We start from the raw sequence: 12,520 nt of genomic DNA, 5'->3' as shown, positions 1-12,520 counted from the left end.
GGGGCGCCACACGCACCCCGAGGAGCCCCGACGTGAAACGTCGCAGAACCGCCCTGCTGTCCCTGACGGCCCTGCTGGGAACGGCCCTCACCGCACTGCCCGCCGAGGCCGACGAGGTGGAGCAGGTCAGGAACGGCACCTTCGACACCACCACCGACCCGTGGTGGACCAGCAACGTCACCGCCGGCCTGTCCGAGGGCCGGCTCTGCGCGGACGTGCCCGGCGGCACCGCCAACCCCTGGGACGCGGCCGTCGGCCAGAACGACCTCACCCTGGTGAAGGGGGAGTCGTACCGCTTCTCCTTCACCGCGTCCGGCGCGCCCGCCGGGAACGCCGTGCGCGCGATCGTGGGGCTGTCCGAGGCGCCGTACGACACCTGGTTCGAGGTGAAGCCGCAGCTGAGCGTCTCCGGTGACGCGTACGCCTACACCTTCACCTCGCCCGTCGACACCACGCAGGGCCAGGTCGCCTTCCAGCTCGGCGGGGGAGCGCAGGACTGGCGCTTCTGCATGGACGACGTGTCGCTGCTCGGCGGGGTGCCGCCGGAGCCGTACGAACCCGACACCGGGCCGCGGGTCCGGGTCAACCAGGTCGCCTATCTGCCCGCCGGGCCGAAGAACGCCACCCTCGTCACCGACGCGACCGAGGCGCTGCCCTGGCAGCTGAGGAACGCCGGGGGCGCGGTGCTGGCCCAGGGGCGGACCGTGCCGCGCGGTGTCGACGTCTCCTCCGGGCAGAACGTCCACTCCATCGACTTCGGCTCCTACCGGGCCCGCGGCGAGGGCCTCACGCTGGTCGCGGACGGGGAGACCAGTCGGCCGTTCGACATCGACGCGCGCGTGTACGAGCGGCTGCGGCTGGACGCGCTGAAGTTCTACTACACGCAGCGCAGCGGCATCGAGATCCGCGACGATCTGCGCCCCGGCTACGGTCGCCCCGCCGGACACGTGGGCGTCGCGCCCAACCAGGGCGACGCGAACGTGCCCTGCCAGCCGGGCGTGTGCGACTACACGCTCGACGTCACCGGCGGCTGGTACGACGCGGGCGATCACGGCAAGTACGTCGTCAACGGCGGCATCTCGGCATGGGAGCTGCTCAGCACCTACGAACGCGCCCTGCACGCCCGCACCGCACACCCCGGCACGCTCCGTGACGGCACCCTCGCCATCCCGGAGAGCGGCAACAAGGTGCCGGACATCCTCGACGAGGTCCGCTGGGAGCTGGAGTTCCTGCTGAAGATGCAGGTGCCGGACGGGCGCCCGCTGGCCGGGATGGCGCACCACAAGATGCACGACGAGCAGTGGACGGGCCTGCCGCTGCTGCCCAGCGACGATCCGCAGAAGCGCGAGCTGCACCCGCCGTCCACACAGGCGACCCTCAACCTGGCGGCGACGGCCGCGCAGGCGGCCCGGCTGTACCGGCCCTACGACCGCGCGTTCGCGGCGCGGGCGCTCAAGGCGGCGCGCAAGGCCTGGACGGCGGCCCTCGCGCACCCCGCGATGTACGCCGACCCGAACGACGGCATCGGCGGTGGCGCCTACCCCGACAGTGACGCGACCGACGAGTTCTACTGGGCCGCGGCCGAGCTGTATCTCACCACCGGGGAGCGGCAGTTCGAACGGCACATCCTCGCCTCGCCCGTGCACACCGCCGACATCTTCGGCCCCCTCGGCTTCGACTGGGCCCGGACGGCCGCCGCGGGCCGCCTCGACCTCGCGACCGTGCCGAACCGGCTCCCCGGACGGGACAAGGTCCGCCGGTCGGTGATCAAGGGCGCCGACCGCTATCTGGCCACGCTGAAGGCACAGCCGTACGGCATGCCCTACGCCCCCGACGGCAACCTCTACGACTGGGGCTCCACCCACCAGGTCCTCAACAACGCGGTGATCATCGCCACCGCCTACGACCTGACCGGCGCCGCCAAGTACCGCGACGGCGCGCTGCAGAGCATGGACTACGTGCTCGGCCGCAACGCCCTGAACCTCTCGTACGTCACCGGCTACGGCGAGGTCAGCGCGCAGAACCAGCACAGCCGCTGGTACGCCCGTCAGCTCGACCCCGGCCTGCCGAACCCGCCGCGGGGCACGCTCGCCGGCGGCCCGAACTCCAGCATTCAGGACCCCTACGCGCAGAGCAAACTCACCGGCTGCGTCGGCCAGTTCTGCTACATCGACGACATCCAGTCCTGGTCGACCAACGAGTTGACGATCAACTGGAACGCCGCACTGGCCCGGATGGCGTCCTTCGTGGCGGACCAGGGCTGAGATCCGCCGACCGGTCCGGATGTGACCTCGGGGGTGCTCAACGTGACGTACCTCTCTCGCATTCTGAGCGCCCCCTGGCCGTCCGGTACCGTCTCCTGACCCCTCTGAGCTGGGGCTATTTACGAGTAAGTACCCTGGCGGTACCGTATCGGCATGCCAGCCCTCAACGTGGAGTTCAGTGATCGTGAGCTGGAGGACCTGCGGCAGATCGCCAAGGAGCGCGGTACGTCGATGAAGGCCCTCGTGCGGGAGGCGGCCGCGGCCGACATAGCCCGGCACCGGGCGTTGCAGGAGGGCGCCGAGGCCTTCCGCCGGTTCTTCTCCGCCCATGCCGACGAGTTCGCGGCCGCCTTCCCCGACGACGAACCGTCCGTCGGCGGCGAGGGGCGGGTCGCCTGACCGATGGCACCCGTCCTGCATATCGACGTGCCCTGGCTCCTGCAGCGGCACGAGGAGGTCCTTCCGGACCAGCCGACGATCAACGACTTCTCCGCGCTGGTCGCCGCCGTCGCCCGGCACCGGGTCGACCCGCCCCGCCTCGGTGTGAACTCCGACCCCGCCTGGCGGGCCGCCGCCCTGCTGCACACCCTCGCCCTGCTCAAGCCGCTGCCCTCGGCCAACGCCCGCTTCGCCTGCGCGACCGCCGTGGCCTACATGTTCGTCAGCGGCGTCGGCATCGACCCGCCCTACGGCGCCCTCGTGGACCTCACCCGGGACCTGATCGACGGCAAGACGGACGTGTACGGGGCGGCGGACCGGCTGCGGTCCTGGCAGATCTGATGCGTGGCCGTCTGTTCGAGTGCAGGACATTCGCACGGGGCGCCCGGAATAACGAATGGCGTAGCACGGGGCCTGAGTTCCGGCCCGATTGACTTTCTGTCAGTGGCGCTGATGTTGCTCAAGTGCCTTGTTGGCCCAGAGTGAGCTGTGCAAGGGTGAACCATCCGGCGGGGGGTGTAATGGCCGGGCTCACGCGCACAATTCACGCCCCTCGCACCCGCCAAAAGGTATATACCAATCCGGTTCATCCCGGCTTCCCTTTTCGGCGGGCAGAACTCTTTGTGTCACCTTGCGTGGGAAGGAATCCGCTCAGTGCCCACCCCCCACCCCCCTCGTCCTCATTACCCGCCGTCCGGCGGTGATCCGGGCGAATCCGACGCCGCCCTCGCCGCCCGGCTGACCGGCGCCCCGGACGCCGAAGTCGCCCATTCCACGGCCCTGCTGATCGCCCGGCACTGGCAGCCGGCGTACGACTACGCGGTGATCTGCCTCGCCTCCTCGGCGAGCGTCGCGTCCATGGTCACCGCGGCGGCCTTCCATCAGGTCTTCGACCGCCTCACCCTCGGGGAGCCGGGCGATGTGCTGCGGCCGCGGCTGCTGGTGACCGTGCGGGACATCGTCCGGCTGTGGTCGGCCGAGGAGCGAATAGCGGGGGCACTGCCGGAGTTGCAGAAACCGGCCGGGGGGCGCGGTATGCGGGCCGCGAAGTCCATGACGCCGGATAACCGCAAGCTGGCAGAGCGCGCATTCCAGGGCCTTCCGGGGGCGGCCCGCACTCTGCTGTGGCACAGCGAGGTCGAGGCGGAACCGATCACCTTCCCCGCCGCTCTGCTCGGCATGGACACCGACACCGCGTCGGCCACCCTGGAACAGGCCCGGGACAAATTCCGCGAGGGCTGTGTACGGGCCCATCTGCAACTCGCGCCGTCCAAGGACTGCGGCTTCTACAACCGCCTCCTCGATGTCCCGATCCGCCGCGGCGGCGCCCTGCTGCCGGACGTCCAGCAGCATCTGGCGGAGTGCCGCTACTGCCGGGACGCCGCCGAACAGCTCAGCCATTTCGAGGGCGCGCTGGACGTCCTGCTCGCCGAGGCCGTGCTCGGCTGGGGCAGCCGCCGCTATCTCGACTCCCGGCCCGGCCGCACCCAGCACCGATCGCGCACCCGTGCCGCCGCCCGGCACTCCGCCCGCGCCCGCAGCGCCGCACGCCACCGCGTCCTGGCCCGCTTCCCCAAAGTGACCGGGCGCTCCTCCCGGGCGCTGCGCACGGGCGTGGGCATCGCCGGCGCCGCCCTGCTCGGCACCGTCCTCGCCACCAGCCTGTCGTCCTACGACGGTGAGACCGACCCCACGGCCTCCGCGGGCGCCACCGACGGCACCGGCACGGCACCCGGCACCGGCACCCAGGCGCAGCCCACGCCCCCCGGCACCGCCCAACTCCCCACCGCGCCCCGGCAGACCCGGCTGCGCAACGCCGCGAACGAGCTGTGCCTCGACATCCGCGACGAGGCGGAGGCGGGGGCCGGGGCCGTACTGGCGGCGTGCTCGTCCGAACCGAGCCAGCAGTGGATGTACGAGAACGACGGGCTGCTGCGCAGCGTGGCCGACCCCGGGCTGTGCCTGGACTCGCACGCGGACGCCGGTGTCGTCATCCTCGGCACATGCGCCGACGGGGACGACGAGCGCGCCGACGACGTGCGGTACGACCTCACCGTCCGGGGCGAGCTGCTGCCCCGCTGGGACGAGCAGCTAGCGCTCGCCACCACGACCGGGGACCCGGGCGCCGACATCGTCGTCAAGGTGCGCGACGGATCCGACGCCCAGCGGTGGCTGACCGACCCCCAGCCGGCCGAGGCGGGCTCCCTGTCGGTCGCGGAGACGGGCGACCCGTCGGCGCGGCAGGCGGCGCTGGGGAACAGGTCCTAGCGGCGACCGGCGGGCGCAGTTGGGTGCCCGTGGCCCTGGCCGGCGTTCCGTGTCGGCCAGGGTTCGCCTTTTTGCGGCCGCTTTTGCGGCCTTCGGGCTTTGCCTCTTCTACGGCCGTCAGGCGGGATCCTCCACGAGGTCCGCCGCGCCGACGGTCGCGGGTGTGGCGTGGCCCGACAGGGCGAGGGTGAGGTCGAGTTCGGCGAGCAGGCAGCGGATCACGTGCTCCACGCCCGCCTGACCGTCGAGCGCGAGACCGTAGACGTACGGCCGTCCGACCAGGACCGCCCGCGCGCCGAGCGCGAGCGCCTTGAAGACGTCGTCCCCGGTGCGCACCCCGCTGTCGAACAGCACCGTCAGCCGGTCGCCGACCGCCGCCACCACGCCCGGCAGCGCGTCGGCGGCCGCCATGGCACCGGCCACCTGACGGCCGCCGTGGTTGGACACCACCACGCCGTCCATACCGGCGTCGACGGCCTGCCGGGCGTCGTCCGGGTGCACCACGCCCTTCAGGACGATCGGGCCGTCCCAGTTCTCCCGCAGGAACGACAGGTCCGGCCAGGTCTTGGCGGGGTCGGCGAACATGCCGACGAAGTGCATCACCGCCGCGTTCGGATCCTCGTGCACCGGCTTCGCGAGGCCCGCCCGGAACGCCGGGTCCGAGAAGTAGTTGGCGGTGCCCACCCCGTGCAGGAACGGCAGATACGCCTGGTCCAGGTCGCGCGGCCGCCAGGCGAGCAGCGGTGTGTCCAGCGTGACGACCAGGACGCTGAACCCGGCCGCCTTCGCCCGGTTGAGGAAACTCCGGGTCACCTCGCGGTCCTTGGCCCAGTACAGCTGGAACCAGCGCTCGGCGTCGCCCATCGCCTCCGCGACCTGCTCGATGGGCGTGCTGGACGCCGACGACAGCACATACGGCACGCCCTGCGCGGCGGCCGCCCGGGCGGCGGCGCACTCCGCGTCCGGATGCATGATCGACAGCACTCCGACCGGCGCCAGCGCCAGCGGCGCGGGCAGCGCACGTCCCAGTACCTCGACCGACAGGTCCCGCTCGTGCACGTCCCGCAGCATCCGCGGCACGATCCGGCGGCGTCGCAGGGCCGCCCGGTTGGCGCGGGCCGTGCTGCCGTCACCGGCGCTGCCCGCGACGTAGCCGACGGGTCCGGGGCCGAGCCGCTGCGCGGTCAGCTCCTCCAGCCGGGTCAGATCGGTGGGCAGCCGGGGTACGGCTCCCGTCATCCCGTTCAGATAGATCTCGTACTGGAAGTCGGCCCAGTGCTTCGCCATCGCCAGGTCCCCGCCTCTCGCCGTCGAGCCGCGTCGTCCCGACGATACTGGCGAGTAAGGGCAGGTCCGTCCAGCGGTGTGCGGCTCGGTCCTTGACGACCCGGCGCTCTGTCCGCGGCGAGCGCGAACCCTCACTCTCTCGCGACCGACCGGTGCAGGATTTCCGCCAGTTCGCGCGGCCGGGAGAACATCGGCCAGTGCCCGGTGTCCATCCGCACCAGCTCCCAGCGCTCACTGCCGAGCAACTCCCGCACCGCGTCCAGGGGTTCCTCACCGTCGAGCAGGCACTTGATGTAGGTCGTCGGCAGCTCGGCCAGGGAGCGGGTCAGGACCGCCGGTTCGATGAGCGTCGCGCCGGGATGCGGCGTCGAGTCCCGCAGGAGCCGGGCGATCTGGTCGTCCGTCAGGTCCTGGCCCGCGCAGTCGTCGGCGGTGAGCGGCGGCCAGAAGCCGCCGTGCTTCTCGATCGCCGCCCGCACGGGATCGCTCGGCCACCCCGACAGGAAGGTCTCCCCGTCGACGGGAACGATGGCGTCCACGAACACCACCCGGGCCAGCCGGTCGCCGATCCGCTCGGCGGCCTGGCCGACCGGCACACCGGAGTAACTGTGCCCGACGAGCACGACATCCCGCAGGTCCCGGCGCTCGACCTCGTCGACGATGTCCTGGACGTGGGTCTGCTGCCCGGCCGGCACGCCCCGCTTCTCGGCGAGACCGGACAGGGTCAGCGGATGCACCCCGTGCCCGGCCCCACGCAGCTCCGCCGCCACCTCGTCCCACACCCACGCGCCCAGCCACGCACCTGCCACAAGCACGAATTCGGTCATGGCGGCAACGTAGCGCGCGGCACTGACAATCGCCGGGCGGCAGGGGTCCCAGGATCAAAGGGTGCCCGGCGTCAGGGGATCAGTCGGGCACCGTCGTCGATCACTCTCCGTCCTTGGCGGTCTCCCGCGGGGGCTCGGCGTCGGGTCCCTGCGCCCGCACGCGGTGGACGTGTTCGAGGGAGTCCCGCAGTTCGGTCAGCCAGTCGTCGGCGTGGCGCTGGACCAGGCGCACGCACCAGGCGAGCGCGTCGCTGCGGCTGCGGGCGACACCACCGGCGATCAGGGTGTCCAGGACCTGGCGTTCGGGCTGCCGCAGCCGGGTCATCACCGGCGCCGCGACGTGCGTGAACAGCGCCCGCCGCCCGCCGCACTCCACGCCCCAGGACACCTTCCGGCGGAACCGGTGCTCGGCCTCGCGGGCCACCTCGATCCGGTCCTCCCGGGTGCGTTCCCGGAACTCCTCGATCCGCCCCTGTACGGCCGCCTCCCGCTCACCCGCCGAGGCGTCCTCCGCCAGCCGGGGTTCGGGGATACGGCCGATCACGGTGATCTCCTCGCGGTCGACCGTCACCTCGGTCAGTTCCTCGAAGAGGTCGTCGGGCAGCCGGCCGGCGAACCAGCCCCGCAGTTTGTGTTGCTGCTCTGTCGTAATCATGTAATGACGATTACGCGGCCCGCACATGAACACAAGTGGTCAAAACGGACTACGCTCACGGCGCATCCGGAATGTTTCAGGCCGATTAAAGAACCGCAGGGATCCAGCCATTCGGCCACGCGGGGCGATCAAGGGCCGCGTCTCCGGCCGGTTGTAACGTTCGAATTCCGTGACTTCACGCCACTGTTTCAATACGCAATGTTACTGAAACACATGGGGTGGAGGTGAGTTTCGGCGCCGGACTCGGCAGACTCGCGCTCGCCGGTCGGGCACCGACCACAAGCCGGTCCGGCGACTCATGCAATCGAGCGGAAGGATGCACACAATGCGGAACCCCGCGCGCTGGGCAGCGACCCTCGGCCTCACGGCCACCGCCGTCTGCGGACCCCTGACCGGAGCCGCGCACGCCGCCCCCGCCGCCACCCCGGCCTCGCTCTACGCCCCGTCCGCCCTGGTGCTCACCACGGGCCACGGAGAGAGCTCGGCCACCGTCACCCCCGAGCGCGCGGTGACGCTGAACTGCGCCCCGACGGCTTCCGGGACGCACCCGAACGCCGCCGCGGCCTGTGCCGAACTGCGCGGCGTCGACGGGAACTTCGACGCCCTGGAGAGCAGGACCGGCGTGTGGTGCACCCGGCAGTACGACCCCGTGGTCGTCCGGGTCGACGGGGTCTGGCAGGGCCAGTACGTCTCCTATGAGCGCACCTTCGGCAACGAGTGCGTGAAGAACTCGTACGGGACGAGCGTCTTCGCGTTCTGAGGGACCGGGATCGCAGGGTCCCCGTGAATGCCGCGAGCGACCCGCAGTTGGGGAGTGCGGGCCGTCGTCACGGGGACCCTGGGGTCTCGCCCCAGGGGTCGGCAGGGCGGAGTGGGGCCGCCCGCCGACCCCTGGGATCACTCGTCGGACCGCTGCGCCCGGTCCCGGTGGCTGGTATCGCACCAGGGGTAGCGGCGGCTGCGCCGGCAGGTGCACAGCGCGACCCGGAAGCGGTCGGAGGAAACGGTCGTACCGTCCTCCAGTTCCACTTCCACCGGGCCCTCCACCAGCAGAGGGCCACGGCGCCGGACGGTGATCCGGCGCGGGGCGTCAGACGGGCAGTTCGGCACGGACGACCACCAGCTCTTCCTTGTCCTCAGCGGCGGACAGCAGCCCCCGCTCCCGCAGCCAGCCCTGTCGCTCCCGCAGTACGGGACCGAAGGCGATCCGGCGACGACGGATCACGCTCGACTTCAGGCCCGCCGCGCGCAGCAGCTCCAGGGTCCGCTCGGGTCCGCTGACGGCCGAGTGGACGATCAGCAGGACTCCGCCCGGGCGCAGCAGGGCGGGCGCCTCCCGGCAGATCCGGTCCAGGACCAGCCGGCCGTCGCGGCCCGCGTCCCAGGCCCGGGCCATACCGCGCGGCGTCGAGCCCCCGTCCGGCGCGGGCATGTACGGCGGGTTGGCCAGCATCAGGTCGAACGTCTGTCCGCGCACGGGGTCGAAGAGGTTCCCGTGCCGGACGCGGACCCGCACCCCGGACAGCCAGGCGTTGATCCGGGCCGCGCCCACCGCCCGCCACGACACGTCGACGGCCGTCACCCGCATCCCGCGCCGCGCGGCGTACAGCGCCAGCGCGCCGGTGCCGGTGCCCACGTCGAGCACGTCCGCACCCGGCCGGAGCGGCTCCTCGGACAGGGCCTCGGCCAGGAGGGCGGTGTCTTCCTGGGGTGTGTAGACGCCGGGCGGCACAAGAGGGCTCACCCCGCCCAGGTACCCCGGCATTCAGGAAATATGGGAGGTTTCGGATGGGAGCGGGGTGCGCATCGAAGACTTCCCCGCCCGCCAGCCGGTGAGCAGGCGCTCGGCGAGGCGGTCCTCGACATACCCCGTGGCGTCGATACCGAAGGCGATGTCGCGGGCGAGCCACGGCTCCTGGGCCAGCAGACCGCCGATGACGTCGTGCCGGACGACCTGCTCGTGCACGGCGTCGGCCTCCACGTGCTCGTCGTAGAAGTGCTCGGCGGCCGGTCCGGCCCCGGTCCGGCGCATGGCCTCGGCGAGCCGCCGGGAACCCGGTGACGAGGTGACCTCCACGGCGGCGAAGTGGCCCACCAGGGCGCCGCGCAGGGAGCGGTGCAGGCCGAACAGGGACATGAGGTTCACCGTGGTGAGGGCCTCGGCGCAGGCCCCGTCGAGGTAGTGCCCGTACGTCGTGTCCAGGCCCAGGTCCGCCATCAGGTCGGCGAACAGGCGGGCGTGGACCCGGTCGGCGCGGCCGCCGCCGAACTCGTCGAACTCCACCGCCGCCATCGCCGCCTTCGCCCTGCCCCACAGCCGGGGCAGCACCCACGCGTGCGGATCCGCCTCCTTGAGGTGGTACAGGGAGCGCTGGGCCGCGTACTCGCGCAACTGCCACAGCTCGCCCTTGTCGCGCAGAAAGTGGGTGACGCCGGTGCCGTCGACCGGTTCGACGAGGATCTCCGCGAGGGCGTCCTCGACGCCGTCGTGCACCGGCGTGTCGGCGCGCAGGGCGGTCAGGAAGCGGTCCTCCAGCGCGGCGCGGGTGCGCAGCAGGCCGGGGTCCCACTCGCGGTCCTCGGGCACGCCCGCGAAGCCTCGGTAGTGGAGCTCGTAGCAGAGGTAGAGGGCGAGCTGGAGGTCGTCGCCGTACGCGCCCGCGCCCGCGATCTCCTCGTTGCCGGGCAGCGGACCCGTACCCCGCAGATACTCCATGACCGCGGCGGACAGCGGGCCGCGGGCGGACGGCAGCCGTGGTTCGTGATGGTCGTGCGTCATGCGGGAGCGAGTACCCCGGGTGACAGCGGGCCTCCCACCCGACTGGCACCCGGCTGCGCGGGTACCCCTGAGCCCCATGAAGGCACTAGTGATCAACTGCACGCTCAAGCCGTCCCCGGAGCCCTCGAACACCGAGGCGCTGGCCCGGGTCGTCGTCGAGCAGCTGGAGAAGGACGGCGTGGAGGTCGAGGTGCTGCGTGCCGTCGACCTGGACATCGCGCCGGGCGTGACGAGCGAGCCGGTGCGCGAGGGCGACGCCTGGCCGGGCGTCCACGACAGGCTGCTCCAGTCCCGGATCCTGGTCGTCGCCTCGCCGACCTGGCTCGGCCGGCCGTCGTCCGTCGCCCAGCGGGTGCTGGAGCGGATGGACGCGATGCTGTCCGAGACCGACGACGAGGGCAGGCCCGTCGCCTACAACCGGGTCGCCGGGGTGGTCGTCACCGGCAACGAGGACGGCGCGCACCACGTCATCAGCGAGATCTCCGGCGCGCTCGCCGACATCGGCTACACGATCCCCGGCCAGGCCTGGACCTACTGGCACCTCGGCCCGGGCCCCGGCCCCGACTATCTCGACGACGAACGCGGCCGGGACTGGTCCCACCGCACGGGCCGCGCGATGGCGGCCAACCTGACGGCGGTGGCCCGCGCGCTGGCCGCACGGCCGGTGGGGGCGCCGCCCGGGTGAGGCGACCCGGGGGGCGGCCTGGCGGTCGCCGCCCCGGAGCCGTCCGTCAGTCTCCCTGCGACTGCTCCTGCGCCTCCGTGTTGGGCGTGATCGCGTCCCCGGCCTCGCCCCGGCGCCCGGATTCCTCCGGGGACTGCGCGGCGCGCGGCTTGGCGTCCCGGATCTCGCGCAGGACCTTCTCGCGGGCGGTTTCGGCGTGCTCCTCGGGGTGCTTGCCGTGCTTGCCGTTCTGGTCGCTCTTGCTCACGGTGGCTCCTTCCAGGGACGTTGGGACGTCAGGACGTGGCGGACGCGATCCGCAGCGGTACCGGGTCCGGCGGCGCGGCCTCCTCGCTGAGCCGGCAGACCTCCGCCCACCAGGCCGCGCCCTCCTCGATGTGCCGCAGCAGGACGCCCTCACGGATCGCCCACGGGCACACGGTGACCGTCTTCAGCCCGGTCACCTTCATCGCCGTGTGCCCGATCACCGCGCCGGCCAGGCTCTGCCCGGCGCGCGGCGCGGAGATCCCCGGCAGCAGCGCCCGCTCGGCGGCGGGGAGTGCGGCGAGCCGGGTGATCGCCGCCCTCAGGTCGGCGCGCCGCAGCCGCCGCTCGACGAAGGGCCCGTACCGCCCCGGCGCGGCACCGCACAACCGCCCCAGCTGCTGGAAGGTCCGTGAGGTGACCACCGCCGACCGCGGCCCCTCCCAGCGGATCCGCGAGCCGACGTCCCGCAGCTGGTGCCGGACCTTGCGGCGCAGCGCCCGTACCTGCTCCGGCGACGGCGGATCCCGGTCCGCGAAGAACTCGTGGGTCAGCCGTCCCGCGCCGAGCGGAAGCGAGGCCACGAAGTCCGGCAACCGCCCCCGCCCGAAGGCCACCTCCAGCGAGCCGCCGCCGATGTCCAGCAGGGCCAGCGGTCCGGACTGCCAGCCCATCCAGCGCCGCGCGGCGAGGAACGTCAGCTCGGCCTCCACCTCGCCGGCCAGGGTGCACAGCTCCACTCCGGTCCGGGCCCGGACGGTGTGCAGCGCCTCCAGACGGTTCGGGGCGCTGCGCACCACCGCCGTGGCGAAGCCCAGCGGGCCCGCCGCACCCCACCGGGCCGACGTACGGCTCGCCTCGGCGACCGCCTCCACCAGCCGTTCTATGGCATCCTCGGGGATCGCGCCCCCGGGCTTGATGTGCTCGGCCAGGCGCAGCCGCCACTTGGCGGTGTGCACCGGCAGCGGTACTCCGCCCTCCGCGTCCGCCACCACCAGCCGGACCGTGTTCGAACCCACATCCACCACGCTGATTCGCATGGCCTGGCGGGTACCCGGTTGCGCCGCACTCCAA

14 protein-coding genes are annotated in these 12,520 nt (G+C 72.4%); 6 read left to right on the top strand and 8 right to left on the bottom strand.

Annotated elements, in window-relative coordinates; genetic code table 11:
• Positions 1-32 precede the first annotated feature (32 nt).
• From HJD23_RS02350 to HJD23_RS02335, 4 genes are all read left to right on the top strand, one after another.
• Positions 33-2,264, top strand: a complete 2,232-nt coding sequence (locus HJD23_RS02350; RefSeq protein ID WP_171114954.1) for a glycoside hydrolase family 9 protein — start codon at positions 33-35, stop codon at positions 2,262-2,264.
• A 153-nt stretch (positions 2,265-2,417) separates the two neighbouring features.
• On the top strand, positions 2,418-2,663 hold the full coding sequence (locus HJD23_RS02345) for a hypothetical protein (protein ID WP_171114956.1): 246 nt from the start codon (positions 2,418-2,420) through the stop codon (positions 2,661-2,663).
• A gap of 3 nt (positions 2,664-2,666) precedes the next feature.
• Positions 2,667-3,044 (top strand): toxin Doc, encoded by a 378-nt coding sequence (locus tag HJD23_RS02340; protein WP_171114958.1) that lies wholly within the window; start codon positions 2,667-2,669, stop codon positions 3,042-3,044.
• A 312-nt stretch (positions 3,045-3,356) separates the two neighbouring features.
• On the top strand, positions 3,357-4,970 hold the full coding sequence (locus HJD23_RS02335) for an RICIN domain-containing protein (RefSeq protein ID WP_171114959.1): 1,614 nt from the start codon (positions 3,357-3,359) through the stop codon (positions 4,968-4,970).
• Positions 4,971-5,087: 117 nt separating this feature from the next.
• Here the strand turns inward: HJD23_RS02335 and HJD23_RS02330 are convergent, their stop codons facing one another.
• From HJD23_RS02330 to HJD23_RS02320, 3 genes are all read right to left on the bottom strand, one after another.
• On the bottom strand, positions 5,088-6,257 hold the full coding sequence (locus tag HJD23_RS02330) for an alpha-hydroxy-acid oxidizing protein (RefSeq protein ID WP_171114962.1): 1,170 nt from the start codon (positions 6,255-6,257) through the stop codon (positions 5,088-5,090).
• A gap of 131 nt (positions 6,258-6,388) precedes the next feature.
• Complete coding sequence (locus HJD23_RS02325; RefSeq protein ID WP_171114964.1) at positions 6,389-7,084, bottom strand: alpha/beta hydrolase; 696 nt, start codon at positions 7,082-7,084, stop codon at positions 6,389-6,391.
• 100 nt (positions 7,085-7,184) lie between these two features.
• Positions 7,185-7,739, bottom strand: coding sequence for a hypothetical protein (locus HJD23_RS02320; RefSeq protein ID WP_171114966.1), 555 nt, complete (start codon positions 7,737-7,739; stop codon positions 7,185-7,187).
• A 325-nt stretch (positions 7,740-8,064) separates the two neighbouring features.
• Here HJD23_RS02320 and HJD23_RS02315 point away from each other — a divergent pair, with 325 nt between their 5' ends.
• Entirely contained in the window at positions 8,065-8,499 is a 435-nt protein-coding gene (locus HJD23_RS02315) for a protease inhibitor (protein ID WP_171114967.1), read from the top strand.
• A gap of 137 nt (positions 8,500-8,636) precedes the next feature.
• Here HJD23_RS02315 and HJD23_RS02310 read toward each other — a convergent pair whose 3' ends face one another.
• Genes HJD23_RS02310 through HJD23_RS02300 form a run of 3 tightly spaced genes read right to left on the bottom strand, consistent with a single transcriptional unit; the run spans position 8,637 to position 10,518 of the window.
• A complete protein-coding gene (locus HJD23_RS02310; RefSeq protein ID WP_171114969.1) occupies positions 8,637-8,849 on the bottom strand; it encodes a CDGSH iron-sulfur domain-containing protein in 213 nt (70 codons plus the stop codon).
• Positions 8,830-9,504: a HemK2/MTQ2 family protein methyltransferase gene (locus tag HJD23_RS02305; RefSeq protein ID WP_171114971.1), complete on the bottom strand. Its 675-nt coding sequence runs from the start codon at positions 9,502-9,504 to the stop codon at positions 8,830-8,832. The genes HJD23_RS02310 and HJD23_RS02305 overlap by 20 nt, the downstream gene beginning before the upstream one ends.
• Complete coding sequence (locus tag HJD23_RS02300; RefSeq protein WP_171114973.1) at positions 9,505-10,518, bottom strand: iron-containing redox enzyme family protein; 1,014 nt, start codon at positions 10,516-10,518, stop codon at positions 9,505-9,507.
• Between the two features lie 76 nt (positions 10,519-10,594).
• Here HJD23_RS02300 and HJD23_RS02295 point away from each other — a divergent pair, with 76 nt between their 5' ends.
• The gene (locus HJD23_RS02295) at positions 10,595-11,203 is read left to right on the top strand and encodes a flavodoxin family protein (RefSeq protein WP_171114976.1); all 609 of its coding nucleotides are present in this window, start codon (positions 10,595-10,597) and stop codon (positions 11,201-11,203) included.
• A 46-nt stretch (positions 11,204-11,249) separates the two neighbouring features.
• Here HJD23_RS02295 and HJD23_RS02290 read toward each other — a convergent pair whose 3' ends face one another.
• A complete protein-coding gene (locus HJD23_RS02290) occupies positions 11,250-11,450 on the bottom strand; it encodes a hypothetical protein (protein WP_171114978.1) in 201 nt (66 codons plus the stop codon).
• A gap of 28 nt (positions 11,451-11,478) precedes the next feature.
• Positions 11,479-12,486, bottom strand: a complete 1,008-nt coding sequence (locus HJD23_RS02285) for a Ppx/GppA family phosphatase (RefSeq protein WP_171114980.1) — start codon at positions 12,484-12,486, stop codon at positions 11,479-11,481.
• Between the last annotated feature and the right edge of the window lie 34 nt (positions 12,487-12,520).

It is taken from the genome of Streptomyces sp. Z423-1, from assembly GCF_013009255.1.
GTDB classification, from domain to species: domain Bacteria; phylum Actinomycetota; class Actinomycetes; order Streptomycetales; family Streptomycetaceae; genus Streptomyces; species Streptomyces gossypiisoli.
This window is presented reverse-complemented; position numbering and strand designations above follow the sequence as displayed.

Bases quoted from the DNA above. Each gene is read 5' to 3' on its own strand.
- HJD23_RS02340 (WP_171114958.1), top strand. From the start codon at position 2,667: ATGGCACCCGTCCTGCATATCGACGTGCCCTGGCTCCTGCAGCGGCAC.
- HJD23_RS02330 (WP_171114962.1), bottom strand. From the start codon at position 6,257: ATGGCGAAGCACTGGGCCGACTTCCAGTACGAGATCTATCTGAACGGG.
- HJD23_RS02320 (WP_171114966.1), bottom strand. From the start codon at position 7,739: ATGATTACGACAGAGCAGCAACACAAACTGCGGGGCTGGTTCGCCGGC.
- HJD23_RS02285 (WP_171114980.1), bottom strand. From the start codon at position 12,486: ATGCGAATCAGCGTGGTGGATGTGGGTTCGAACACGGTCCGGCTGGTG.
- HJD23_RS02305 (WP_171114971.1), bottom strand. From the start codon at position 9,504: ATGCCGGGGTACCTGGGCGGGGTGAGCCCTCTTGTGCCGCCCGGCGTC.
- HJD23_RS02345 (WP_171114956.1), top strand. From the start codon at position 2,418: ATGCCAGCCCTCAACGTGGAGTTCAGTGATCGTGAGCTGGAGGACCTG.
- HJD23_RS02325 (WP_171114964.1), bottom strand. From the start codon at position 7,084: ATGACCGAATTCGTGCTTGTGGCAGGTGCGTGGCTGGGCGCGTGGGTG.
- HJD23_RS02315 (WP_171114967.1), top strand. From the start codon at position 8,065: ATGCGGAACCCCGCGCGCTGGGCAGCGACCCTCGGCCTCACGGCCACC.
- HJD23_RS02300 (WP_171114973.1), bottom strand. From the start codon at position 10,518: ATGACGCACGACCATCACGAACCACGGCTGCCGTCCGCCCGCGGCCCG.
- HJD23_RS02295 (WP_171114976.1), top strand. From the start codon at position 10,595: ATGAAGGCACTAGTGATCAACTGCACGCTCAAGCCGTCCCCGGAGCCC.